This is a genomic window from Saccharopolyspora antimicrobica (assembly GCF_003635025.1).
Classification (GTDB): Bacteria; Actinomycetota; Actinomycetes; order Mycobacteriales; family Pseudonocardiaceae; genus Saccharopolyspora; species Saccharopolyspora antimicrobica.
Window position 1 is genome coordinate 5,642,116 of sequence record NZ_RBXX01000002.1, and the last position, 23,731, is coordinate 5,665,846.

Annotated in this window: 20 protein-coding genes; 10 read left to right on the forward strand and 10 right to left on the reverse strand. The window is 67.7% G+C overall.

Annotated elements, in window-relative coordinates:
- Nucleotides 1-6: 6 nt before the first annotated feature.
- Nucleotides 7-1,245, reverse strand: a complete 1,239-nt coding sequence (locus tag ATL45_RS27010; RefSeq protein WP_093149335.1) for an MFS transporter — start codon at nt 1,243-1,245, stop codon at nt 7-9.
- 237 nt (nt 1,246-1,482) lie between these two features.
- Here ATL45_RS27010 and ATL45_RS27015 point away from each other — a divergent pair, with 237 nt between their 5' ends.
- The gene (locus tag ATL45_RS27015; RefSeq protein WP_093149333.1) at nt 1,483-2,040 is read left to right on the forward strand and encodes a TetR/AcrR family transcriptional regulator; all 558 of its coding nucleotides are present in this window, start codon (nt 1,483-1,485) and stop codon (nt 2,038-2,040) included.
- 65 nt (nt 2,041-2,105) lie between these two features.
- On the opposite strand, the gene ATL45_RS27020 is transcribed toward ATL45_RS27015, so the two are convergent.
- From ATL45_RS27020 to ATL45_RS27050, 7 genes are all read right to left on the reverse strand, one after another.
- Entirely contained in the window at nt 2,106-2,768 is a 663-nt protein-coding gene (locus ATL45_RS27020) for an HAD family hydrolase (RefSeq protein ID WP_093149330.1), read from the reverse strand.
- Nucleotides 2,765-4,024 carry an NAD(P)/FAD-dependent oxidoreductase gene (locus ATL45_RS27025; RefSeq protein WP_093149327.1) on the reverse strand — a complete coding sequence of 420 codons (1,260 nt, stop codon included), beginning with the start codon at nt 4,022-4,024 and terminating at the stop codon, nt 2,765-2,767. Before ATL45_RS27025 ends, ATL45_RS27020 begins: the two co-directional genes overlap by 4 nt.
- Entirely contained in the window at nt 4,021-5,424 is a 1,404-nt protein-coding gene (locus ATL45_RS27030) for an NAD(P)/FAD-dependent oxidoreductase (protein ID WP_093149326.1), read from the reverse strand. Before ATL45_RS27030 ends, ATL45_RS27025 begins: the two co-directional genes overlap by 4 nt.
- Nucleotides 5,421-6,866, reverse strand: coding sequence for an FGGY family carbohydrate kinase (locus ATL45_RS27035; RefSeq protein ID WP_093149322.1), 1,446 nt, complete (start codon nt 6,864-6,866; stop codon nt 5,421-5,423). The genes ATL45_RS27030 and ATL45_RS27035 overlap by 4 nt, the downstream gene beginning before the upstream one ends.
- Nucleotides 6,863-8,380, reverse strand: a complete 1,518-nt coding sequence (locus tag ATL45_RS27040) for an amino acid permease (protein WP_093149318.1) — start codon at nt 8,378-8,380, stop codon at nt 6,863-6,865. Before ATL45_RS27040 ends, ATL45_RS27035 begins: the two co-directional genes overlap by 4 nt.
- The gene (locus ATL45_RS27045) at nt 8,377-9,207 is read right to left on the reverse strand and encodes a DeoR/GlpR family DNA-binding transcription regulator (RefSeq protein ID WP_093149314.1); all 831 of its coding nucleotides are present in this window, start codon (nt 9,205-9,207) and stop codon (nt 8,377-8,379) included. The genes ATL45_RS27040 and ATL45_RS27045 overlap by 4 nt, the downstream gene beginning before the upstream one ends.
- Before the next feature lie 346 nt (nt 9,208-9,553).
- On the reverse strand, nt 9,554-10,318 hold the full coding sequence (locus tag ATL45_RS27050) for a DeoR/GlpR family DNA-binding transcription regulator (protein ID WP_093149311.1): 765 nt from the start codon (nt 10,316-10,318) through the stop codon (nt 9,554-9,556).
- A 26-nt stretch (nt 10,319-10,344) separates the two neighbouring features.
- On the opposite strand from ATL45_RS27050, the gene ATL45_RS27055 reads away from it, so the two are divergent.
- Together ATL45_RS27055 and ATL45_RS39060 are read left to right on the forward strand one after the other, a co-directional pair.
- A complete protein-coding gene (locus ATL45_RS27055) occupies nt 10,345-11,505 on the forward strand; it encodes a family 20 glycosylhydrolase (RefSeq protein WP_093149305.1) in 1,161 nt (386 codons plus the stop codon).
- Between the two features lies 1 nt (nt 11,506).
- Complete coding sequence (locus ATL45_RS39060; protein ID WP_093149302.1) at nt 11,507-11,692, forward strand: ATP-binding protein; 186 nt, start codon at nt 11,507-11,509, stop codon at nt 11,690-11,692.
- Nucleotides 11,693-11,771: 79 nt separating this feature from the next.
- Here ATL45_RS39060 and ATL45_RS27065 read toward each other — a convergent pair whose 3' ends face one another.
- Together ATL45_RS27065 and ATL45_RS27070 are read right to left on the reverse strand one after the other, a co-directional pair.
- A complete protein-coding gene (locus ATL45_RS27065; RefSeq protein WP_093149298.1) occupies nt 11,772-13,136 on the reverse strand; it encodes a phenylacetate--CoA ligase family protein in 1,365 nt (454 codons plus the stop codon).
- A 78-nt stretch (nt 13,137-13,214) separates the two neighbouring features.
- Nucleotides 13,215-14,228: a chitinase gene (locus tag ATL45_RS27070; RefSeq protein ID WP_246025567.1), complete on the reverse strand. Its 1,014-nt coding sequence runs from the start codon at nt 14,226-14,228 to the stop codon at nt 13,215-13,217.
- 619 nt (nt 14,229-14,847) lie between these two features.
- On the opposite strand from ATL45_RS27070, the gene ATL45_RS27075 reads away from it, so the two are divergent.
- From ATL45_RS27075 to ATL45_RS27105, 7 genes are read left to right on the forward strand one after another with little or no spacing between them, the layout of a single operon-like run.
- The gene (locus tag ATL45_RS27075; protein WP_170210363.1) at nt 14,848-15,933 is read left to right on the forward strand and encodes a Gfo/Idh/MocA family protein; all 1,086 of its coding nucleotides are present in this window, start codon (nt 14,848-14,850) and stop codon (nt 15,931-15,933) included.
- Entirely contained in the window at nt 15,930-17,042 is a 1,113-nt protein-coding gene (locus tag ATL45_RS27080; protein WP_093149292.1) for a DegT/DnrJ/EryC1/StrS family aminotransferase, read from the forward strand. The genes ATL45_RS27075 and ATL45_RS27080 overlap by 4 nt, the downstream gene beginning before the upstream one ends.
- Nucleotides 17,039-17,950 (forward strand): YveK family protein, encoded by a 912-nt coding sequence (locus ATL45_RS27085; protein ID WP_121505406.1) that lies wholly within the window; start codon nt 17,039-17,041, stop codon nt 17,948-17,950. Before ATL45_RS27080 ends, ATL45_RS27085 begins: the two co-directional genes overlap by 4 nt.
- Nucleotides 17,935-19,557 (forward strand): murein biosynthesis integral membrane protein MurJ, encoded by a 1,623-nt coding sequence (gene murJ / locus ATL45_RS27090; RefSeq protein ID WP_143121586.1) that lies wholly within the window; start codon nt 17,935-17,937, stop codon nt 19,555-19,557. The genes ATL45_RS27085 and murJ overlap by 16 nt, the downstream gene beginning before the upstream one ends.
- Nucleotides 19,554-21,002 (forward strand): O-antigen ligase family protein, encoded by a 1,449-nt coding sequence (locus tag ATL45_RS27095; RefSeq protein WP_093149791.1) that lies wholly within the window; start codon nt 19,554-19,556, stop codon nt 21,000-21,002. The genes murJ and ATL45_RS27095 overlap by 4 nt, the downstream gene beginning before the upstream one ends.
- Nucleotides 20,974-21,690, forward strand: a complete 717-nt coding sequence (locus ATL45_RS27100) for a sugar transferase (RefSeq protein ID WP_246025568.1) — start codon at nt 20,974-20,976, stop codon at nt 21,688-21,690. The genes ATL45_RS27095 and ATL45_RS27100 overlap by 29 nt, the downstream gene beginning before the upstream one ends.
- Nucleotides 21,687-23,726, forward strand: a complete 2,040-nt coding sequence (locus tag ATL45_RS27105; RefSeq protein WP_093149275.1) for a GNAT family N-acetyltransferase — start codon at nt 21,687-21,689, stop codon at nt 23,724-23,726. The genes ATL45_RS27100 and ATL45_RS27105 overlap by 4 nt, the downstream gene beginning before the upstream one ends.
- The last annotated feature ends 5 nt before the right edge of the window (nt 23,727-23,731 follow it).

A 23,731-nucleotide genomic window follows, 5' to 3' on the forward strand; every position in this document is an offset into this window, starting at 1 on the left:
CATCGCTCAGAGGTCAACTTCACGTCGCGGTTGCGGCCGAACGGCTGAGGCGGTGGCCGCGGCACACCCCGCGAGCACGAGGACGACGATCATCGCGTGGCGCAGACCGAAGTGATCCCCGAGGAAGCCCAGCAACGGTGGCCCCACGAGAAAAGCCAGGTAACCCGCGGTCGCGACCGCGCTGACCCGGGAGGCCGAATCGCCACCACCGTCACCCGCAGCGGAGATCGCGAGAGGGAAGCCGAGCGAGCCGCCGAGCCCCCACAGCAGGACCCCGGCTACCGCGATGACCGGGTCGGCGGTGAAGATCACCAGGCCCACGCCGAGTGCCGCGCACAGCGCGCTGGTGCGGACGACGGCCGTTCGACCGAACCTGTGGACCAGTCCCGTCCCCAGGAGCCTGCCGGTCGTCATGGCCACGGCGAAGACGGTGTAGACCAGCGAGCCCGAGGTCGGGTCGTAGCCGTGCTCGTCGACCATGAGCAGCGGAAGCCAGTCGTTGGCCGCGCCTTCCGCCAACGCCATGCCCAGGACGACGCAGCCGATGAGGACGATGCGGCGTTGCGCCCACACGTCGAGCTGTTGCCGCACCGACGCGGAGAAGCCGCGCTTCGACGTGCCGCGCTTGACACCGAGGCCAGCGGGGATGGCAGGCAGGACCATCGCGGCCGCGACGGTCGCTGCGAGGGCAACGCCGAGCAAGTGCCACACCACTCCGACACCGGCGCGGGTGAGGGCAAGTCCGAGGACGGATCCGGCGACGGTGCCCGCGCTGAAGGTGCCGTGCAGCAGCGGCATCAGCGGTCGGCGTTCGAGCCGCTCGACGTCCGCGCCGTCGATGTTCACCGCGATCTCCGAGCAGCCCATGCCGAGCCCGAACAGAAGCAGGCCTGTGAAGGCCAACGGGGTCATGGCCAGGGCAGTCGCCGCTCCCAGCACGGAGATCCCCGCGATCGCCAGGAAGGTGCTCACCGCGATCACCGGCTTCGTGCCGAGCCGCCGCACCAGCAGACCGGAGGAGACGATGCCGGTCATCGACCCGGCGGAAAGCCCGAACAGCACCAGCCCCATCTGACCGGTGGACGCGGCTAGCGCGTCTCGGATGGCCGGTGTGCGAACGACCCAGGACGCCAAGGACACCCCGAGCAGGAAGAAGACGACCTGCAACGCCCGTCGGCGACTGTTCGTAGCAGCGCGGTCGAGGGCGAGCTCTGCGTTGTGCTGGGTTCCGAAATGTTCAGGCATGGATCCGTCGGAGTCGTGTAGAGGCAGGGGTGAGCACAGGTGCCATGTGTACGGTCGTACATAGCGATGGGTACGATCGTACACATCGAGTGGTGGGGCATTTCGGGCAGGTCGGACCTGCGCGCTGGAGTGCATCCCCCTCGCGCATGTGCGCTGCAGGTACGGTGTGCGGCGATCGGACTTCGTCAGCCGGGCTGAGCTCTTCGGCGAGGGGTGTTGGTGGAGGTAGCGCGGAGAATGCCGAGGACTCGACGTTTCGACCCGGAGCGACGAACGCGGATCATCGATGCAGCACTCGATCTCATCGCCGAAGAGGGCGTTGCGGGAACTTCGCATCGCAAGGTGGCGACCCGTGCAGACGTACCGCTCGGCTCCATGACCTACCACTTCGCCAACATGGACGAGCTGCTGCGCGAAGCATTCGCGCGTTTCACGCACGCTGTGATCGCCAAGTTCGAGCGACGCCTCGCAGCCGCGCACGGCCTGGAGGAAGCTCGAGAAGCAGTCGTCGACATCATCCATGAAGACGTGTTCGCCACCCGACAGGATTTGGTGCTCACGCACGAGCTGTACGCCCTGGCGGCCCGCGAACCTGCCTACCGCGAGCTGATCGGGGAATGGATGCGACGAAGCCAGGAAGCTCTGGAACGCCATTTCGACCACACCACGGCACGTGAACTCGACGCGCTCATCGAAGGATTGACGATCCACCGAGCTCTGGGAGCAGGCTCGCCTGACCGCGACCTGGCGCGCGACGCCGTCTGGCGAATTACCAGCGCCTCAACTGGCTCGTGACGGTTGCTCTGGGGGCAATCCAGACGTGGTGGCCATTCCGAATGTGATGCCTTGAACCCGACTGTTCATCGTGGTTTTCGGGCGTTCCACCGTACGACTTCTGGGGTGGTGCCCAGTCGTTCGGCCGTTGTGCGAGTGAGAGCGGCGGATGCATTGACCAGCACCGGGTGTTCGGCTCCGGCCAGCAGGGGGAGGTCGGACAGGGAGTCGGTGTAGGCCCGGTCCCAGCGCGGGCAGCCGATGAGTTCGAGCTGGCGCACCTTCTCCTCCCCGTGGTTGTGCACGATGAAGCGGCCGGAGGCCGGGTCGAGGTGCGAGGCGACGAGTTCCACTTCTTCGAGGCCGATCCCGCGCAGGTACGCCGCGGCGAGTTCGTGCTCCGACGCGGTTGCCACGATGACGCGCCATCCGGAGTCGTGGAGTCCACGTAGGACTGCGACGCCGTCCCACGCGACACGTGACGATCGGGCCATCTGGTCTGCGAGTTTGCGGGCCAGGGCGTCGTAGGCGGGACGTGTCATCCCGGCCACTGCGCGGGTGGCCAGCGTCCGCAGCACGCCGGGGCGCAGGTGTTCGTGGCGCCAGTCCCGGGCGAGCCGCGGGGCGCTCGCGGCGACCGCGAGCGCACGTGCGGGGGAGCGCTGGTACTGGTGGATCGCTAGAGCGGCGAAGGTATCGGCGGTGTACAGCACGCCGTCGAGGTCGACGACGGCGGTTCGAGGCCTCATCGGCGCAGCGAGATGTGCACGTCGCCCTCACCGGGACGGGCCGCGTCGAGCAGGTCGCCCGGGATGCGGAAGACCCGGCCGGGAGCAGCAGGCCACGGCAACCGTTTCTCCGCCACGACCCGGCCGTTCTGGGTGGCCACGACGCGGGGGAAGGCGACGTAGTGGTCGACCCAGGCCAGGAGCCGGTTGCGGGCGGGGCGGCGGTCGCCGACGCGGCGCACCATCGGTGAGATCCAGCGCAGCGGTTCGTCGGCGACGATCCGGATGCTCTTCTCCGAGGGATGCCGCTTCTCGCGCAGGTGGTCTAGGACGCTGGCCGCGACCTGCTTGCCGTCGAGCGCGGCGATGTCGGCGGTGTCGACCGGGTGCAGCACGTTGCCCGCGGCGAAGATGCCGGGACGTTCGGTGCGCAGCTCGGTGTCCACGACCGGGCCCAGCGTGCCGGGGTCGAGTGCCAGACCGGCGGCGCGGACCAGTTCGTTGTCCGGGATCCAGTCGCCGGTGAACACCACGGTGTCGCAGGGGACGACCTCGCGGCGACCGGTCGCGAGGTCTTCGACTTCGACGGCTTCGACCCGCGGTTTGCCGATGATCCGGGTGATCTTGGTGCGGGTGCGCACCGGGACGCGCAGGCCGAGTTTGCCCGGTACGGAGAACAGCGCGTAGGACTCGACCTTGGGGTGTTCGCTGGTCATCAGAACCGTGTCGCAGCCGGCATCGCGCAGCGTCAGCACCGCGGACCAGGAGACGAGTTCGCTGCCGACGATCAGCGCTTTGGTGCCGACCTTGCGGTGGTGCAGGTGGACCAGGTTCTGCAGCTGGCCGGTCGTGTAGACACCGTCGGGGCGGTCGCCGGGCACCATCCGAGCGGTGCGCGGCCGCTCGCGTGCACCGGTGGCCAGCACGATCGCCTCGGCGTGCACCTCGAACAGGCCGTCCGGGGTTGTGACTTCCAGGCCACCGTCGGCCGACCAGCCGGTGACCATCGCACCGGTGCGGATCACCGCACCGGCCCGCTCGGCGCTGTCGACCATGCGGCGGGCGTAGTCCGGGCCGCTGTGGAACCGGTGCAGGTCGCGGATGCCGAAGCCAGGGTGGTCGCAGTGCCGCGGGATGCCACCGGCTTGCTGCTCCCGGTCCAAGACCAGCACCTCGCCCGGCACGGCCGGCGCCAGTTCCTGGGCCGCGCGCAGGCCCGCCGGGCCCGCACCGACGATCGCGACCTCCGGGGTCAGCCGCGTGCGTGCCGTGCTCATCGGTGTGCCTTCCTCTCGCCGTCCTGCAGCATTTCCGTCACGTTCGCGCCGCAGTAGAAGCCCTGGCAGCGTCCGTTCATCGCACGCGTTCGCCGCCGCAGTCCGTCCAGGTCGCAGGGTGGGATGGTGCTGTTCATCGCGTCGCGGATCTCGCCCTTGGTGACGCGCTCGCAGAAGCACACCACGGTGCCATAGGCGGGGTCGGCCGCGATGCGGTCGCTGTCGGCGTAGGGCCGCAGGTAGGCCTCGCCGATGTTGGGCATCTGCGGCGCGTCCGGGAGGTCCTCGCGTTCGTGCAGTTCCAGGCCCGCCTTCTCCAGCAGTCCCAGCAGGTGTTCGGCGATGGCCATGCCGGAGGTCAGCCCGGTGGAGCGGATACCGCCGGCGACGGCGTAGCGCTGCGCAGCGTCGACCTCCACGGTGTAGTCCGGGGCGTCGCTGGCGGCCCGGAGCCCGGCGTAGGTCGCGGTCACTTCTTCCCTGAGGAGCTGGGGCATGATGCGTTCGCCCTTCTCCCGCAGGAACTCGTAGCCGTCCTCGGTAGTCGAGGTGTCACTGCGGTTGGTCATGTCCTCGGCGGTGGGGCCAAGCATGACGTTGCCGTAGATGGTGGGGGAGACCAGCACGCCCTTGCCCAGCTTGGACGGCACGGGGAGCACGATCTTGTCCACCATCGGACGGGTCTGCTTGTCGAAGACCAGCAGCTCACCGCGCCGCGGGTGCAGGTGGAACCGGTCGTGGCCGAACTGGGCGTCGATGACGTCGCTGCCCAGTCCGGCGGCGTTGACGACCCAGCGGGCGCGGACGTCGCCCCGGTTGGTGCGCAGGACCGTCTCATCCGAGCCGACGGTCACCGACTCGACCCGGTGCGAGCGCATCAGCCGGGTGCCTCGCCGCACCGCGTCCGTGGCCAGCGCGAGGTTCGTGGTCCAGGTGCAGATGATCGATTCACCGGGCACCGTCAGGCCGCCCAGCGCTCCCGGGCCCAGCGTCGGCACCTGCCGGTAGACCTCGTCCGGGCCGACGATCTCGGTCTCGGCGTAGCCGTTCTGCGCGGCCTTCTCCTGCAGACCGGGCAGTGCCGCGAGCTGTTCCTCGTCCCAGGCCACCAGCAGCGCGCCGGTCGGCTCGTAGGGAATGCCGGTCTCATCGGCGTAGGCCTTGAGCAAGTGGTACCCCCGGGACACCAGCTGAGATTCCAGCGTCCCCGGTTTCGCGTCGAAACCGGTGTGCAGGATCGCCGTGTTCGCCTTGCTCGTGCCATCGCCGACGTCGCAGCGCGACTCGATCAGCGCCACCTCGAGCTGATATCCGGCGAGCGCGCGCGCGATCGCCGAACCGACCACACCGGCACCGATGACGGCCACATCGACGATTTCCGTGTCGTGCGCCGAAGTCATGACTCCTCCAGTTTCTCACGATCGCTGCTGAGCGCGGTGTCGACCGCAGCGCGCCATCGGGCGCGGAACTCGGCGGCGTCGTCGGCACCCAGTTGCGGGGTGAAGCTAGTGCTCGGTGTCCAGTCGATGACCGCCTGCTCCAGCGCGAGCCCGGGATCGGCCGCGGCGCGGGCGAATCCGGCCGCGCCGAGTGCTGTCGCGTGCGCCGAGGGGAACACGTCGACCTGGACCTGCAGCAGGTCGGCGACGGCCTGCATCAGCACCCGGCTGCGGGTGAGCCCCCCGTCCACCCGCAGCCGGTGCAGCGGCTCGCCGACGTCCTGGGCGGCGCAGTCGGCGAGCTCGGCGACCTGTGCGGCGATGCCGTCCAGCACCGCTTTGACCAGGTGGCCGACCTCTGTGGACAGCGTCATGCCGCTGAAGGTGGCCTTCGCCTCCGGCGCCCACCACGGGGCTGACAAGCCGGCCAGTGCGGGAACGCACAGCACTCCGTCGCTGTCGGCCACCGCCACGCGATCCAGGTCTGCTGCGCCCTGGATCAGACCCAGGCCTTGCAGCCACCGCACGGCCGAGGCCGCCGTGGCGACTTGCCCGTCGAAGCAGTACGACGTTTCGCCGCGCACCCGCCACGCGACGGAGGACGCCAGTCCCGCGCTCGAGCGGACCGGCGTCGGACCCATGTTGGCCAGCAGGAAGGCTCCGGTGCCGAAGGTGCACTTGGCCTCACCGGGCGAGAGGCATCGCTGCGCCAGAAGGGCGGCCTGCTGGTCGACGACCAGGCCGCCGACCGGTACCGCGCCGCCGAAGATGGCAGTCTCGCCGACCACTTCGTCGTTGGCCGCGATGCGAGGCAGCTCCTCTCCCGAGAGGTCGAACGCCGCCAGCAGCTCCGGATCCCATGACACCGAGTCCAGGTCGGTTAGCAGCGACCGGCTGGCGGTGCTGGCGTCGGTCACGAACTCGCCGGTGAGCTGGTGGATCAACCAGGTGTCCGATGTGGTCACCACACCGTCGGTGGTCAGTTGTTCGCGGATCCATCGCATCTTCGGCGCCGAGAAGTACGGGTCCAGCACCAACCCGGTGCGCTGGTTGATCGCCTCCGCCGAGTCGCTGCGCTTCGCGCAGATCTCCGCGGAGCGCCGGTCCTGCCAGACGATCGCCTGCGTCAGCGGCCGTCCCGTCGTCGGGTCCCAAGCGAGCACCGTCTCGCCTTGGTTGGCCAATGTCACGCAGTCGACGCCCACCTCCGCATCGGCGACGGCACGCCGACCGGATTCCAGCACGGAGTCGAGCAATTCCTGCGGGTCCTGTTCCACCCCGCCTCCGGAGAGGTAGTCCGGGTGCACCGGAAGTTCCACGACGCTGAGCACGCGGCCACCGCTGTCGACCACCATCGCTTTGGTGCCCGAGGTTCCTTGATCGATCGCCAGGACGGTGGTCACCGGTTGCCTCCCGAGTTGCTCGGTGCTGGGTTCGGATCGGCGTCCAGCGCCTTGTCGATGTCGTGCATGTCCGGCATGGAGAGGCTCTTCGCACCGTGGCGCACCACCAGGTAGACCAGGTAGACCGCGCCGATGCCGAACATGACGAGCACGTAGAGCCAGGGTTCGGCGAACGAGGCGTCGCGGAAGATCAGCAGCTCGTAGGCCAGCCAGACGACCGCCAGCGCCAGCACCGGGATCTCCATGCGGCCGAGTTCGAAGCCCTTCGACGGCGGCAGGTCCTTGCGCTTGACGATGTAGAGCACCACCGTCGCCGCGTAGATCAGCGCGGGCAGCAGCGTGGCTGCTGAGAACAGCGAGAACAGTGCCTGGGTGGAGCGGGCGAACAACGCCAGCACGATCTGGCTGACCACGAACATGAACACCGAGGCGTTCATCGGCGTGCCCGTCGACCCGTTGATGCTGCTGAGCAGCTGCCAGGCGGGGAACCGCTTGTCGCGGGACATCGCCCAGACCAGGCGGGCGCCGCTGAGCGAGATCACCAGACCGCACGAGAAGATCGAGAGCACGACCAGCACCAGCAGCGCCTTGCCGACGAAGGAGCCGAGCACGCGGGCGATCACATCGGCCACCGGGGTGTCGGACTGCGCCAGTGCCACCGGGTCGCCCGCCAGCGCCGTCACCGCGACGAGGAACAGCATGCCGAGCACGCCGAGGCCGATCACGGCCTGGGCCATCGCCTTGGGAACCACCCGCGCCGGGTTCTTGGTCTCCTCGGCCAGGTTCGCCGCGGACTCGAAGCCGACGATGGTGAACGCGCCGAGCAGGAAGCCCAGCGCCCACGGTCCGGCCGAGGTCAGGCCGCCCAACGCGAAGTAGCCCTCGCTCGGGACGTCGCCGGTGCTGAACAGGGTGCTGAAGTCGAGCTGCCCGGTGAGGCCGCCGACCACGAACAGCAGCACGGTCAGCGACACCATCCCGATCAGCTGGATGGTGACCGCCACGTTGTTGACCCGCTGCGTGGCCCGGGTGGACAGCGCGACCAGGATCGCTTGCAGCAGCAGCACGAGCGCGGTGATGGCCCAGGCGTTCTCGTTGCTGCCCTGGTACTGGAACAGCACCGGCAGGATGGTCGCGGCGATCGTGTAGTCCACGGCGACCACGACCACGCCGAGGAAGGTGAACGACACCCAGCCCATGATCCAGCCCAGGATCGGGTTCGCCAGCCGGGAGATCCACTGGTACGCGTAGCCGCTCACAGGGATCCGCGCCGCCAGTGCACCGAAGATCAGCGCCACGCTCAGCTGGCCGATGACCACGACCGGCCAGGTCCAGATGCCCATCGGACCGGATGAGCTGAGCACCGATCCGTATGCGGTGAAGATGCCGGTCGCGATCGAGACGAATCCGAAAGCCACCGCGAAGGAGGTGTACCAGCCGAGTTCGCGCTTCATCTCCTGCGCGTAGCCGAACTCCGAGAGCCCGTTCGCGCCGCGCTCACCGGGCGTTGTCATTTCCGCCCTCCTTCGTCTGCTCTGCCGGGCCGAGATGCGTCGGATGCCGGGGTGTTCTGGTCGTCCTCGGGCTGGATGATCCGGCCGCCGGCTTCGGCGATTGCCCGGACCAGCTCCGCCGGGGGCTCCTGGTCGGTGACCACGCCGGTGAGCTGATCCAGTGCTGCGACGCGGTAGGGGGCGACGCGTTGATGCTTGGTGCTGTCGACCAGCGCGTAGCTCGCGGCGCAGTTGCGGATCATGGCTCGCCGCGCGTGGCATTCCTCGAGGTGGAAGTCGGTCAGTCCGGCTCCGGCGGCCAACCCGCCGGAGCCGAGGAACGCGATGTCGGCGTGGATTTCCTGGAAGAAATCGTGCGCCACCGGGCCGGACAGGGCCAGGTCACCGCGCCGCATGCGGCCGCCGCTGACGTGCAGCTCCACTCCGGGGACATCGGCGAGTTCGGTGGCGACCCGCATCGAGCAGGTCGCCACCACGCCGGTGAAGTCCTTCGGGATGCTGCGCGCGAGTTCGACTGCGGTCGTCCCGACGTCGATGACGACTGTTTGACCTGGCTGGACGAGTTGCGCCGCCATCCGGCCGATGACCGACTTGGCCTGCTGCGCGGTGCTGGAGCGCTCCAGGAAGGGAGCTTCGTCGCCGAGGTGGCCGGTGCGCACGGCACCGCCTCGGACGCGCGTCAGGACGCCTTTGCTTTCCAGCTCAGCGAGATCGCGCCGGATGGTCTCGGGGGAGACCTTCAGCAGCTCGGAGAACTCCGCCGTCGAGATGACCCGGCCGGACCGGATCGCCTGGTTGATGCGGTCGTGCCGCTCAGCAACGAGCATCCTTGACCGTTCCTGTGGGAATCTGTGGGTGAATGTGGAGAAGTATGGAATTCGTTGGATGGCGGTGTCAAGACATCCGAGTGGGACGCAGGTCACTCCACTCGCACGTCCAACGCTGGGGGAGCGCACTGCTGCATGCGGAGTGGCGGAAGGTGCACTCTGAGGTTCCCGTGCTTCAGGCACGCGGGTGCCCTGGCGCGTAGGCGGAACGGTTCGGGGCCTGGTCGGAGAGGCTGGTGAGGGGAGTGACCAGCGCGACGGGTCAACGCGAGGAGAGTGTCGATCCCCGCTCGGAGGGCAGCCCGGTGTGCTGCCGCATTCCCGGGGGGGATCGCCTGCGGTGCGATCAGGCGGTGACGACGTCGACGGCTGCCTCGGAGAGCGCATTGCGCAGGTCTCCGGTTGGCTCGGTGTCGACGACGACGCCGGTGAGCTGGTCGAGGGAGCAGACGTGGTGGCCGGCGATGCGGCCGAACTTCTCGCTGGAGACCAGGGCGTAAGAGCGGTGGGCGTTGGCGAGCACGGTTCGGCGCACCGCGATTTCCTCGAGGTGGTAGTCGGTGAGGCCGGCTTCCGGGTGCAGGCCGCCCGAGCCGAGGAAGGCGATATCCGGGTAGGTCTCGGCGAAGAAACCGGCCGCGGTCGCATTGGAAAGGGCGAGGTCCCCGGACCGCACTCGCCCACCTGAGACCAGGACGTCGAGCTCGGCGCGGTCTGCCAGCTCCGAGGCGACGACGAGCGAGTTGGTCAGCACCGTCGCTGACAGCCCGGCTGGGAGTGCCCGGGCCACCGCGACCGCTGTGGTTCCGACGTCGATCATGATGATCTGACCGTCCCGCACGAGCGAAGCGGCCGCGCGGCCGATCTTGTTCTTGTTCCCGGCGCCCAGGCGCCGGCGCTGTTCGACGGGCGGTTCCTGTGAAATCGGCGGCTCCGTGCTCGCCGCGCCGCCGTGCACCCGGGTGAGTACTCCGCGTTCCTCGAGCGCCACGAGGTCTCGCCGGATCGTTTCCCCGGAGACGGCCAGCTCCCGCATGAGCGTGTCGGTGCTGACGATCTGCGCACTGCGCACCATCTCGGTGATCAGGGCGTGGCGTTCTACGGCGAGCACAGATCGGATTGTAGCTGTGGACTTCTGTGGAAGTCCGTGTCTCGCTCAGGTCAACGGCCAGCGCGGAATGGCGGCCCTGCCGAATCTGTCGGGGGAACGTTCCGGGACTTGAGCAGTCAGCGCGTCCTGGTCGGGTCATCGACCTGGTCGCCCGCTACAAGCTGAACGTCTTGCACCTTCACTTGACCGACTCCGAAGCCTGGCGGCTGGCCTCCACCCGGTACCCGCGCCTGGACAGCGTCGGAGATGGAGTGCCGATCAGCGTTGGCGACCTCGCCGGACTTGACGAACGCGCGGCGGCGCGCGGGGTCACGATCGTGCGCGAGGTCGATCTTCCCGGCCACTCCGCGGCGGCCGTGCGCGCGTACCCGGAGCTTGCGGCGGATACGAGAGCTGCCCGACTGGGCTATCTCGATCCCACTGTTCCCTCTGCCCGCGACTTCATCGAAGCCGAAGCGACCGAGTTCGCCGAATGCTCACCGGCCGCGTTCGTGCACCTGGGCGGCGACGAGCCGTTCGGGATGCCGATGCCCGCCTACGTCGAGGCTGTCCGTTTGGCGGTGGGCGCCGCGCATGCAGCGGGCAGGCGCGTCGTCGCCTGGCAGGAAGCGGTGCGTGCCGGTGCGCTGACAGAAGCCGACATCATGCAGTTCTGGATCGGCGCGGAGAACGTGATCGACGCCGATGCCAAGAAGGCGGAACTGCCGCCCGAAGCCTACCGCTTCGTGGACGAGATGGTCGAACTGTTCGCACAGGCGCCCGCCGACCTCCCTCTCGCAGCCAGCTCGGGGGTTCCGGTGCTGATCTCGTCGAACGACGTGCTGTACCTGGATCGCCGGTACGCCGAGCCCGCAGCCACACCCGAAGGGGAGCGCCGGCGCGAACGGCTCGGGTTTTCCGACTACCCGGCCAAGACGCTGCGCGAGATGCATGAGTGGATGCCGGAGAGGCTCGTCGCCGGTCACGACGTCCAGATCGCGGGCGTCGAGGCTGTGCTGTGGGCCGAGACGATCGAGAGCTTCGACGACCTCGCCTTCCTGCTGCTGCCACGTCTGGGGTCCGCAGCCGAGCGCGCCTGGCAGGCGGCTCCGACCGGCTGGGAGGAGTTCGCGGTGAGGATCGCCCCGCATCGCGCGGTCTGGGAGCGCACCGGATGGAGCGCCGCGTTCGAGCTGGGTGGACAGTGAGGTGGGCGAGACAAGCGGTCAGGTGAGTTCCGAAGCCGCCGGCCTCGTCTGCGAAGACGATCAGCGCGGTATCCCGGCCACCGGACTGGGCATGGCCACCGTCAAGTCCATCGTCGAAGCGCACGGCGGCACGGTGACGGCAACCACCGCAGAGGGCGGAGGCAGCGCCTTCACCGTCACCCACTGACCTATCAACGTCCACAGCGCAGGACAAAGACCCGAACACGGGCTCCTGCAGCATTGTCAGGCCAGGTGGACAACCGAAGTCACGCCGCGTCGAAGGTCCGCACGACCACGCGGTGTTTGCCGCCCCGAGTGCGTTCCATCGGCTCGTCGGTCGTCAGGTCGATGTCGACTGCGCTGCCCACCAGGCGTCGAACTTCGTCGAGTATCATCGAGCGCTCATCCGCCCCGAAACCCGGTGCGACCTCGAGACGTACCAAGACACGACCGGGCTCCGGCTGGACGAACTGGTAGCGGCGCACGTGACGGGCGTCGAAGAAGCATTTACCGAGCGGGTGCATGGAAACGTGCTTGCCGTTCGGCAAATGCAAACTGTCGCCCTGCCGGCCGACCACCCGCTCCAGGAATGTGCCTTCCGCGCCACATGGGCATGTCGCCGCGCCGAGTACGGCCCGATCCCCGATCCGGTATCGCAGGAAGGGCAGCGTCCGGGCGTGCAGGTTCGTCACGACCACGTCGCCCTCCTCGCCCGGTCGACACCGGCGGCTGGCGTCGTCGAGGATCTCGACGATCGAAACATTCTCAGCGAGGTGAAGCCGACCGCGCGAGCATCCTTGGGACAAGATGCCGCCGTCGTTGCACCCGTACTGGTCGCGCAGCGGCGCATCGAAGGCTTGCTCGATGCGCTCTCGCCAGGTCGGGAACAACAGCTCAGCGGTCGTGACGATCGCCTTCGGCGACGGCACGCGAACACCAGCTTCCAGTACGGCGTCGGCCATCGCTGCGACATGGCTCGCGTATCCGTACCAGAGCACTCCCCGCTCGCGCCCGGCCGTGAGTGCGCGTTCCAGGCTCGTCTCCGGGTCGATATGGCATCCCGCTGCGGAGACCACGCGCCCCTCCAGGAGAGAGCGCAAGCGGGACTTCACACCCTCGCTCGCGGACTGCAATGAGGGCGGAGAGCCCACCATTACCAGGCGGTCTCCGTAGCGGTAGCCGGTGCGTTCCCAGAAGTACAGGTTCGCCGCGTACATGTGCGTCCAGGCGCGCTTGTCGAGCGGGTACTGGAACGGGTCGCCGGTACTACCCCCGGTCTTCTTCGCGATGTGCGGAATGTCCCGCCAGCCCCGGCTCAAGAATTTGTCCATGCACGACCGCATCATCGCCTTGTCGATCACGGGGAGCTCGGCGAGGTCCACCTCGTCCACGTCCCGCCCGGCCAGCACGTCGCGGTAGTACGGCACCTCTTCCTGCGCGTGCCGCAAGACAGCGCGCAACCGGTCCCGTTGCCAGGATCGCCGTTCTTGCTCAGGCCACGAGAAAAACTCCGGCAACCATCGGGCCGTGCTCAGATAAGGTGCCCGAAGAACGGGCTCCACAACGCTGCGCGTAACGGCAGAGACCACTCGCGGGCGCAAGGCGGTGTGCAGGCGGAGCAGAGACATCATCCGACCTCCCGGGCCGTTCAATCAGCAAGTCTTCGTGAGACGGGCAGATTCAGTTCTGTGGTTCTCGGGTCGGGCCGATCAGGGCTCCGTGGAGCGGTAGCGCGCTACGACCCTGGTGAAGTCCCAGTCGCGCTGGGGGATCCCGCTCCCCGCGTCATGACTCGGGTCGCCGGGACGGTCGCGGTTGACCGCCCAGAAGGTGAATCGGCCGAGGCGTCGGTCGTTGGCGTAGTCCAGGAAATTGTGGAAGTCCGCCAACGACACGGTTTCCTCGAGACCACCGTTCCTGGACGATATGCCTGCCTTTTGATACGCCTCGTCGATCGGTATTGCGAAGGTGTTGGCCATCTCCGACACGAGCCCTTCGGTGGCCGAGATCGTATCGCGGGTCATGTCCGTGCCCCCGAAGTTGAACGGCATGATGGTGAAGACGTCGACGTTGGCGCCGAGCTCGTGCGCTCGTCGGATGAGCCGCTTGCCGTGGTCGCTCGGGCCGGTGCGTTCCGTGGGGAACACCAGTGTCGTCTTCAGCTCGGGGTTCCGCTGCTTGAGGATCTTCAGTGCGCCGAGTTCGCGGTCTTGCGCTGCAGGGGATTTGAATTCACCCTTCTCGATGTCGATTTCGATCGCTTTGAGCTGGTAGGCGTCGATGACCTTCTGGTACGCGTTCGCCAGGGACTGCGCGTTCGGGCACACCTCGCCCAGCTTTCGCCCCTCCTGGGCGCTGCCCCCCATGGAGACGACGACGTCACCACCCGCGTCGCGGATTCTCTTGATCTGAGTGGCATCGTCTCCGTGCAGCGGCCGTTCGCCGTCCCATGCGGGATCGCAGCCGTTACCGGAGAGGATGAAAGCAAGGGTGAACGCCTTGACGCCGGTTTCCTTCATCACCGCAACCGGATCAGGCGGGTTGCCCCACCCGAAGAAGAGATAGGGCGATGAAGTCACCGTGGCCGTGTTCCGGGAAACACCGTTGCTGTGCGTTCCGCACGAGATGAACGCCCAACCGATCACGAGGGTCATGAAAAGAGCGCGCATCTTCGGCATGATTCGATTCTCCGCTGTCGCCGCGAGAGCCGCCTGCCGCGTCACCGCATGGACGGTCCGGTAATCGGGTGTACTCATTCGGTGGTCCCGCCGACAAGCAAGCCAGCGGATGTGCCGCGCACGCGTCGCAGAAGTCGAACTCGATGCTCGAACGAACGTGCGCCGTGGCGGGAAGCGTGCAGCCGCCCGTCTCGCAATCGGCTGCGCGACCGGGTCGGCCTGAGATCCGGAGGGTAACTTCGATCTTCCGCCGAAGATCTACAGGAGGTCCATTGCTCCCTCGCTGTCGTTCTTCCGCTCCGCATTCTCCTGGCGGCAGATCGGTGCCACTCGATCAGCCTGCGATTGTCGACTTCCAGAGAGTGGATCTAGTTCGTCCGCGCAGGATGTGCGCACCGATTCCGCGAAGATTGCTCGTTATCCGCCGTCGTGGTCACTTTGCGCGTCCGCAGTAAGGCGTGCAGGTGACAACGCCGCGTCCCCGGTCAGAGGTCTGCCTCCTCGTGGGTGCGCAGGACCGCGCTGACGCTGTGCGCCAATCGGTGGAGCATCCACTTTGGTATTGCCAGATCAGCGGATCTCCACATGATGCACAACGATGTCGTATCGGATCCCTGTTGTGTCCCAACTGGTTTCTGGAGGCTTTGTGCGTCGGATGGACAGCATGATCGTTGCCGTAGTGGGCTACGGCTATTGGGGTTCCAAGCACGTACGCGTTCTCAGCACGTTGCCCGGCGTGGAGGTGGTAGTCGTCGACCGGGATCTCGGACGGCTGGCCGAGGCCCACCGCCACTTCCCGGTGGCGGGCACAGCGTGCGCGCTGGACGAGGTTCTCCCCGACGTGCACGCGGTCGTGGTGGCAACTCCACCGTGCTCGCACGCACAGATCGCGCTGCGCTCCGTGCTCTCGGGAAAGCACACCCTCGTCGAGAAGCCGCTGGCGACCTCGATCGAGGATGCGCAACGACTCGTCGATGTCGCCGATGAACGTGGCGTGGTGCTCATGACCGGCCACACCTTCGAATACAACGCCGCCGTGTGGAAGCTCAAGGAGATCATCGATTCCGGCGAGCTCGGGCGGGTGCTCTACATCGACACCGCGCGGCTGAACCTCGGTCTTTACCAACGAGACGTGAACGTCATCTGGGACCTCGCACCGCACGACCTCTCGATCATCTCGTTCCTGATGGGCGAAACTCCGGCGTCGGTCACCACGTGGGCCCATCATCACGTAGACGGGCGACACGCAGACGTGGCGCACGTGCGCCTGGAACTGGAGAAGTCCGGAACCTACGCCTTCGTCCACGTCAGCTGGCTCAATCCGCAGAAGGTCCGCCGCGTGACTGTCGTCGGCGACCAGAAGATGGCGGTCTACGACGACACGTCCGATGAGGACCGGATCCGCGTCTACGACATCGGCGTCGACTCGCACGGTCTCGATGATCCGGCGGACGCGTACGCGATGCCGATCACCTACCGCTCCGGCGACATAGTCTCGCCGCATGTGACGTTCCGCGAGCCGCTGCTCGTGCAGGACACCCACTTCATCGACTGCGCACGCACCGGCCGAGTCCCCAACACCTCCGGTCGGCGAGGCCTGGAGATCGTCCGGGTGCTCAGCACATCGGACTTGGCACAGGTCACCGGTCGGCCGGTACGGGTTCTGGACGTTCCGGCCCAGCGCCCGGCCGATGACGTGGAAGCCCCGCAGCTGCTCGCTGGGCCGGCTCGCGGAGAGGTCGTGCAATGAACGGGAGCGCCGGTGCGGTCCCCTTTCTGGACCTCGTGGACATCAACGCCCACCTGCAGACGGACCTGGAAGTGGCGTGGAAGGCGGTCCTCCAGCACGGCCGGTTCGTCGGCGGGCCGGAAGTCGAACGGTTCGAGGCGCAGTTCGCCGCGTACTGCGAGTCGCGCAGTTGCGTCGGTGTCGCCAACGGCACCGACGCCATCGAGCTGATCTTGACTGCGCTGGGAATCGGATGCGGCGACGAGGTCATCGTTCCGGCGAACACCTTCATCGCCACCGCGGAAGCGGTGCGTGCGGCCGGGGCGCGACCGGTATTCGTCGATGTCCTCCCGGACACGCTGCTGATCGATCCCGCGGCGGCAGCTGCAGCGGTGAACCGACGTACTGCTGCGGTCATCGGCGTCCACCTGTTCGGCCAAATGGTCGCTGTGCCGGCGCTGAGTTCACTCGCTGACCGCTGCGGTCTCGCGTTCATCGAGGACGCGGCACAGGCGCACGGAGCGCGCTACAGCGGGCATCCCGCCGGAAGTGTCGGCCGCGCCGCCGCTTTCAGCTTCTACCCCGGGAAGAACCTCGGCGCACTGGGCGACGGCGGCGCCGTCGTCACAAGCGACGTCGAGTTGGCTGACCGGGTGCGGCGCCTCGCGAACCACGGTCGAGCCGCGCACGACCGGCACCGCCACGATTTGTCAGGCCGGAACAGCAGACTCGACAGCATCCAGGCCGCAGCGCTGTCCTTGAAACTCCCGCGGCTGGACTCGGACAACGCGCGAAGGCGCGAACTCATGTACCGGTACCGGGAATCGCTGCCGACGTCCTTCGAGCCGGTCGCCGTGGACCCCAAAGCCCAGCATGTGCATCACCTCGCTGTGGTGCGGACGTTGCGGCGGGAACAGGCGAAGGCGGCTCTTTCCGCGGCCGGTGTGGGGTGGGGCGTGCACTACCCGCTTCCTTGCCACCTGCAACCGGCTTTCGCCGGATGCTGCGACGAACGGCTTCCCGTCGCCGAGGAGGCGGCCACGCAGATCTTGTCCCTGCCCATCTCCCCGACGCTCGACGACGGCGACGTCGTACGGGTTTGTGGCGCATTGCGAGGTGTCTGGCCTTGACCGAAACCCAACACTCCAACAACGAACAGGTCAACGCTCCGCGCTTGGACGCCGCGCAGGTGAGAACCGGCGCCGCGTCCGTCAGACCGCTCCTTGGCGCTCAGGAAGACCGGCGGATCCCGTCGCCCGCGCCGGAAAGCCGGGTGTGGTCCGAACTGCTGGCCAACAAGGGACGACTGCTGGGCGTATCTCTGCTGATCGTGCTGCTCGGAGCCGCCACCGCATTCATCGGGGCCTTGGTGTGGCCGCCGGTCTACGCGGCCCGCGCGCAGATCCTCTTCGAGATCGGCGAGGAGAAGTCGACCGGTTTCCTGCGCGAGGACCGGAGTCTGACGACCCAACTGGTGCTGCTGCGCAGCAGGCAGGTGCTTGGGCCGGTCGCCGCCCAGGAGCGGATTCCGGTGGAGGAATTGGAGAAGGCGGTGACGATGTCGCTGCTGGACAGCAGTGAGGTTCTGCAGGTGGAGGCCAGGGCTGGTGGCCCCGACGTCGCCCTGCGCCGGACCCGGGAGATCGTCGACCGCTACCGGGACGTGGCGCGAACCAATGGAGAGTCCGGAGTGGACGATTACGTGATCGGGAATCTCGCCGATGTCCGGGCACAGCTCGCCGAGGCGACCGCGCAGGCTTCGCGAGAACGTGCAGTACCCGGCTCGCCCTCGCTGGACGCCGCCGAAGCTCTGGTGCAAGGCCTGCAGCAACGTGAGCAGCAGTTGCAGTCGCAGCTCGACCAGCTCAGCATTACCGAACTCGCGCGGTCCGAACCCAAGGTCGTGGTGCCGGCCTACTCGGTGACCGACCCCGTCAGCCCCCGCCCCGTGTTCGCCACGGCGGCCGGAGCGCTCACCGGACTTCTGGTCGCAGCCGTCACCGCTGTGCTCCTGGTCCGGCGGTGGAGCACACGGTGAGTGCTCACCCCGTGCTGCGCGCCGACCTGTCCCGGCCAGCCGCCGGGACAACAGTGCGGCGTTCTGCCGTCGTATCCGGCGGAATCCTCATCAGCCGACTGACCGGGCTTGTCCGGGTCGTCGTGGCTGGTGCGGTGCTCGGCCCGACCTACTTCGCGAACGCGTTCGTCGCCACGAACATGGTCCCCAACCTGACCTACAGCGTAATCGCGGGGCCCGCGCTCGCTCTCGTGATCGTCCCGACCGTGGTGCAGGTGCTCGCACGCGGTGGAACAGACCGAGCAATCTGGCTGCTCGGCCGGCTCAGCGGATTCCTGCTGATCGCTGCGTCAGTGCTAGCCGGTATCGTGGCGCTGTCCGCGCCGCTGCTCGGATGGTGCCTGAGCCTCGGCATCCCGCAGCCCTTGCTCCGGGAACAAGCCGAGCAGACGACAACAGTGCTCGTCCTGCTGGTCGCCCCACAGGTCGTGCTCTACACAGCAGCAGCGCTGGGGGCTGTTGCCCAGCAGGTCCGCGAACGCTTCGCACTGGCGGCCGTGGCTCCCGCAGCGGAGAACGTGGTGCTCATCGCCGCCGTAGTCGTGGTAGGTGTGCACTGGGGGCCGGGGCTCGATGTCGCGGAGATTACCGCTGGCCCGTTGGTCGTTCTCGGGCTTGGCAGCACCCTTGCCGTTGCGGTGCACGCTTGCCTTCAGTTGTTCGGGGCGTCCCGGGCGGGGCTGCCGCTGCGCCCGTCGTTGCGCTGGCGATCGGACCCGGAGGTCGCGTCCGTCCTACGACGGCTGCGCAGTTCGATCAGCCTGCCCCTTACCCGATCGGCCGCGCTGTACGTGCTCCTGGCCGCCGCGTCGACTGTGCCTGGCGGAGTCATCGTGGTGCAGAGCGCTTACACGGTCATGCAGGTCCCGACCGCGTTGGGGGCGCGGGCAGTATCGACCGTCGTCCTGCCCGGGATGTCAGTCGCAGTTGCACGTGACGACCACAGCGGTTTCGGCGCGTCGTGGCGACAAGCCCTGACGCTCGCGTCGATCACCAGCCTGCCTCCGTTGCTCTTGCTCACCGTGCTCGCTCACCCGGTGGCGAGCGTGCTGGCGAACGGGCAGTTGCACTCGGACGAGCTGATCGACCAGCTCGCGGCCTGCCTCGCGGTGATCGCAGTCGCCCAGTTCGCGGCGAGCGTGCACATGGTCGGCCTCGATGCGCTGTTCGCGCGGCTGAACACCCGCTGCCCGCGGCTGGCCAGCTACGCACTGCTGGCCGCGTCGCTCACCGTCACAGTCGCCTCACTGCTCGTACCGGACGACCAATTCCGCTTGGTGGTGCTGTGCGGGGGCCTGCTGGCGGGTGAGCTGGCCGGAGCGGTGATCGTGCTCTTCGGTCTGCGAGCCGCGTTGCGGCCCGAACGCTGGATCGACCACGTGCAGATCGTGCGGGCTCTTCTCGCCTGCATCGCGATGGTGCCGATCGTCGCTTTCGGCCGCTGGTTTCTGAGCGTCGGCGAGATCAGCCGGGCTGGATACGTGATCGTCCTCGGTGCGTGCGGACTGGCGTCGATCGCCGTCTACGCCGGAGCGGTGCGCATTGGCTGGATCGGACGATGCCCATGAGCGTTCTGCTGCCCCGACGCGACGAGATTTCCAGCAGGGTCACGGACCGCACGGACATGCTGGTCATAATCCTGGCGGCGTTGTGCGCATCGCTGGCCGGGTTGTCCGTCGCAGTGGCCGGGCCGCTGGTCGCCGGGGTACTGGTGGCTGCGATGCTTCTTGCCACGGCCGCGTACCGCCCCGTGTTCGCGACCTATGCCTACCTGCTGACCTTGCCGTTTCTCGCGGGTATCGAACGGGGCACGCTGGTGCCGGGAGTGCGACCGAACGAGGCGTTGTTCGCCGTGCTGGTGGCCGGGGCATGTATCGGTGCCTGGCTGCGGCTGCTACGTGGTGATCCGATCCCGCTGCGCCTGGGGCCGCTGGACCTTCCGCTAGCCGGTTTCGCTGTGCTCAGCACAGTGTGGCCGATCGCGTCGATGATGCTGCGCGGCGCCGAACCACACTACACCGATCTAGTGGCGCTGCTGCCGGTGTGCAAACTCGTGGCGTTGTTCCTGCTCGTCCGGTTGACCGTGCACACCGAACAACAGCGGCTTCGCTGCATCCGCTTGGTGGTCTGGCCGACTGCCGGATTGTCGATAGTGGCGATCTTGCAGACGCTGGGCGTCGAACCTGTGCTGACGTTGCTGAGCGCGTTCTGGAATGCGAGCGAGAACGAGACCAGCGACCGCGGCACGGCGACTCTGGGGTCCTCAATCGCGACCGGCGATTACATCATCGTCGGGCTGATGCTCCTGCTGTACTGCGGCACTCGCGGAATCCTCGGCAAGTGGGAACGGATCGGGCTCGGTGTCCTGCTCGGTGCCGGCGTCCTCGCGAGCGGGCAGTTCTCGACCTGGATCTCCGCACTCGTGGCAGGAGTGCTGATCCTGCGCCGTTACCCCCAGGCCCGGCACCAGGTAATCAGATTCCTGCCGATCGCGGGCATCGCTGTACTCGTCGGCGCGCCCGCGTTCCTCGGCCGCATGGCGGATTTCGCGCAGGGCTACGCCGTGCCCCGCAGCTGGCTCGGCCGGTGGGACAACCTCACCACCTTCTACCTGCCGCAGCTGGCAGAGGGACGCTTCGTCTTCGGAATCTCGCCGAACTCAGTGCTCACTGCCCCGGAGACCTGGCGGGACGTGATCTACCTCGAATCCGGTTACCTGCACTTCCTCTGGGTCGGCGGGATTCCGCTGCTGGTCGCGTTCGCCTGGCTGTCCGTCGCGGTGCTGCGCGGGGCCAGCCGGTTGGCCCCGCGTCCGGGCTCGACAGGGGCGTGCGCGGCAACGCTGGAGATCGCTTGGTGGATGGTCCTGGTTCTGTCCCTGATCGACATTCACCTAGTGGTCCGGGGGTTCGGCGATCTGCTGTTCGTTCTGCTGGCTATCACGGCGGGGAGGCTCAATGATGACATGCACAGCACTCAAGATCTTGCTCTCGACCGGTCTCCCGACGTGTAGGAGACCGACACCGATGGTGCGGGCGAAGCGCGCACCGGAAACGTTGAACCCGGGCAGACGGCGCCCTCTGTGGGAGCAGGCCGTGCTGCGCGGGATCGACGTGGTCGGTGCAGCCGTCGGATTGGCGGTGCTTGCGCCGCCGATGCTCATCGTCGCCGGCATCATCCGCCTCACCAGCCGAGGTCCTGCGCTGTTCCGGCAACGCCGGGTCGGGCAGGGCGGAAAGCCGTTCACCCTCTACAAGTTCCGCACCATGCAACTGGGGTGCAGCGACGAACCGCTCCGCGAGATGATCGCTCGCGAGTTGCGCGGTGAGAAGACCTCCGTCGGCGGCAGTTTCAAGCTGGACCGCGATCCGCGCATCACCTCGGTTGGTTCTTGGCTGCGGCGTACCAGCTTCGACGAGTTGCCGCAGCTGCTGAACGTGCTACGCGGTGACATGGCGCTGGTGGGCCCACGTCCGTGCCTCGAGTGGGAGGCCGCGATGTTCCCACCGGAGTTCGCCGCACGGAGCGCGGTGAAACCCGGGCTGACCGGGCTGTGGCAGGTCAGCGGCCGCAGCACCATGGGCACCTTGGACATGCTTCGGCTGGACCTGGTTTACGTGCGGTCCCGCAGCCTGCAGACCGATCTCGGCATCCTCGCCCGAACCCTGCCGTCGATGCTGCGCGGGGGCGGTGCCCGATGACGACGCTCTTCGTGGCCACCACGGGTGGTCACCTGGCGCAGCTGCACGGACTGTCCGAGCGGATTCCCGCGGACGGCCCGGCGGTATGGGTGACAAACCGCAACGAGCAGAGCACGTCGATGCTGGCGGATCGGGACGTCGTACACGTCCGGCCGGTCGGATGCCGCAGCGTGTCGGGCGTGCTGCGGTGCCTGCCGATAGCGCACCGCCTGTGGCGTGCCCGGGGCATCACCCGCGCCATCTCCACCGGTTCCGGCATCGCACTCGGTTTTCTGCCCTACCTGGCCGCGCGCGGCGTGGAGTGCCACTACATCGAAAGCGCCGCACGGGTGAACAGCCCGTCATTGACCGGGAAACTGCTCCGCTGGGTACCCCGGGTCCGGGTCTACACCCAGTACCCGGACGCTGCTGGCCGCGGCTGGCGCCACGGCGGCAGCCAGTTCGACGTTTACCGGGCGACGACCGCCGACTTCCCGCTGGGAGACAGGTTGCGCGTGGTGGTCACGGTGGGCTCATCGGTGTACCCGTTCCGCCGCCTGATCGAATCGCTGGTGCCGCTGCTCGAGCGGGACGGTGCGTTGCAGCGCGCGACCGGCCTGCCGGTCGAGGTGCTTTGGCAGACCGGTCCGGCGCCGGTGGACGACCTGCCGATCCAAACCAAGCCGTACCTGCCGATCAACCAGCTTGCGGAGGCACTATCGTCGGCCGACGTGGTGATCAGCCACTCCGGTACCGGGTCCGTGCTACTGGCCTTCGATGCGGGGAAAGCGCCGGTGGTGGTCACCCGGGAGCGCCGGTTCGGTGAGGCCATCGACGACCACCAGCGCCAGCTCGCGACCGAACTCGGCCGCCGCGGCCTGGTACGGCACCGGGAAATCGGCGCTATCACCGTCGATGACCTGCTAGCAGCGCGGTCCACGGCGGTGGGAACGCTGCGGGAGCCACCACCGTTCCGGCTCTCCCGTACGCATGCGAAGCCCCTGATGCGAAGCACCACTCCCGATATCGTCACCGTCGACCCGCGGAAGGATCCGCGATGGGCCGAACTCGCCGCTGGCCCGCAGGGCAGCGTGTTCACCTCGCAACCGTGGCTGGAGGCACTGTGCCGGACGTACGGTTTCAACGCTGAAGCTCGCATCGCGGTGGACGCGTCGGGAGCGGCAGTCGGCGGCTTCGCCTGGGTCCGCGTCCGGGACGTCCGCGGAGAACGGCTGTGCAGTCTGCCGTTCTCCGATTGGGCGGACCCATTCGCGCCCAACGAGACCGTATGGCAACAGCTCACCTCCGGGGTCGTCGACCAGGGCGTCCCCATGATGTTGCGGTGCTTGCGTTCCGAGGTCCCCGTGCGGGATCCGCGGCTGGGGGAAACCGGCCGGCTTGCCTGGCACGCGACGCGGCTGGACGCTCCCTTGCCCGAACTCCACCAACGGATCTCTGCCACCGCCCGCCGCAACATAGCTGCGGCCGAGCGGAACGGTGTCCGGATCGTCGCCAACACCGGTGTGGAAGCGCTGAGGAACTTTCACCGGATGCAGGTCCGCCTGCGCAAGCGCAAGTACCGGATGCTGGCCCAGCCGGTGGAGTTCTTCGAGAACTTGTGGGAGCAGTTCCATCCCGACGACTCGGTGGTGACCATGACAGCGCGCGTGGGCGACGAACCTGTCGCTGCTGCGGTGTTCTTGCAGTGGAACGGCGTGCTGCACTTCAAGTTCGGTTCGTCGTTGCAGGACCGGCTGAAGCTGCGCCCCAACGACGCGATCTACTGGGAGGGGATCCGCTGGGCTGTGGATCGCGGGCTCAGGCTGGTCGACTGGGGCGTCAGCGACCTCGATCAGCCGGGGCTGCTGCACTTCAAGCGGAAGTACGCCGATGACGAGAAGCAGGTCGTGGCCTTGCGCTCGCAAGGCGAGTCCTCGACTGAACGGTCCGAAGTGGATGACCTGCTCGGCGACATCACCGGGTTGTTCACCGACGAATCCGTCCCCGATGACATCACCGGTAGAGCCGGATCCTTGCTTTACCGGTACTTCTGCTAGGAGTC

Bases quoted from the DNA above. Each gene is read 5' to 3' on its own strand.
- ATL45_RS27010 (WP_093149335.1), bottom strand. From the start codon at position 1,245: ATGCCTGAACATTTCGGAACCCAGCACAACGCAGAGCTCGCCCTCGAC.
- ATL45_RS27015 (WP_093149333.1), top strand. From the start codon at position 1,483: ATGCCGAGGACTCGACGTTTCGACCCGGAGCGACGAACGCGGATCATC.
- ATL45_RS27020 (WP_093149330.1), bottom strand. From the start codon at position 2,768: ATGAGGCCTCGAACCGCCGTCGTCGACCTCGACGGCGTGCTGTACACC.
- ATL45_RS27025 (WP_093149327.1), bottom strand. From the start codon at position 4,024: ATGAGCACGGCACGCACGCGGCTGACCCCGGAGGTCGCGATCGTCGGT.
- ATL45_RS27030 (WP_093149326.1), bottom strand. From the start codon at position 5,424: ATGACTTCGGCGCACGACACGGAAATCGTCGATGTGGCCGTCATCGGT.
- ATL45_RS27040 (WP_093149318.1), bottom strand. From the start codon at position 8,380: ATGACAACGCCCGGTGAGCGCGGCGCGAACGGGCTCTCGGAGTTCGGC.
- ATL45_RS27045 (WP_093149314.1), bottom strand. From the start codon at position 9,207: ATGCTCGTTGCTGAGCGGCACGACCGCATCAACCAGGCGATCCGGTCC.
- ATL45_RS27065 (WP_093149298.1), bottom strand. From the start codon at position 13,136: ATGATGTCTCTGCTCCGCCTGCACACCGCCTTGCGCCCGCGAGTGGTC.
- ATL45_RS27075 (WP_170210363.1), top strand. From the start codon at position 14,848: ATGATCGTTGCCGTAGTGGGCTACGGCTATTGGGGTTCCAAGCACGTA.
- ATL45_RS27080 (WP_093149292.1), top strand. From the start codon at position 15,930: ATGAACGGGAGCGCCGGTGCGGTCCCCTTTCTGGACCTCGTGGACATC.
- ATL45_RS27095 (WP_093149791.1), top strand. From the start codon at position 19,554: ATGAGCGTTCTGCTGCCCCGACGCGACGAGATTTCCAGCAGGGTCACG.
- ATL45_RS27105 (WP_093149275.1), top strand. From the start codon at position 21,687: ATGACGACGCTCTTCGTGGCCACCACGGGTGGTCACCTGGCGCAGCTG.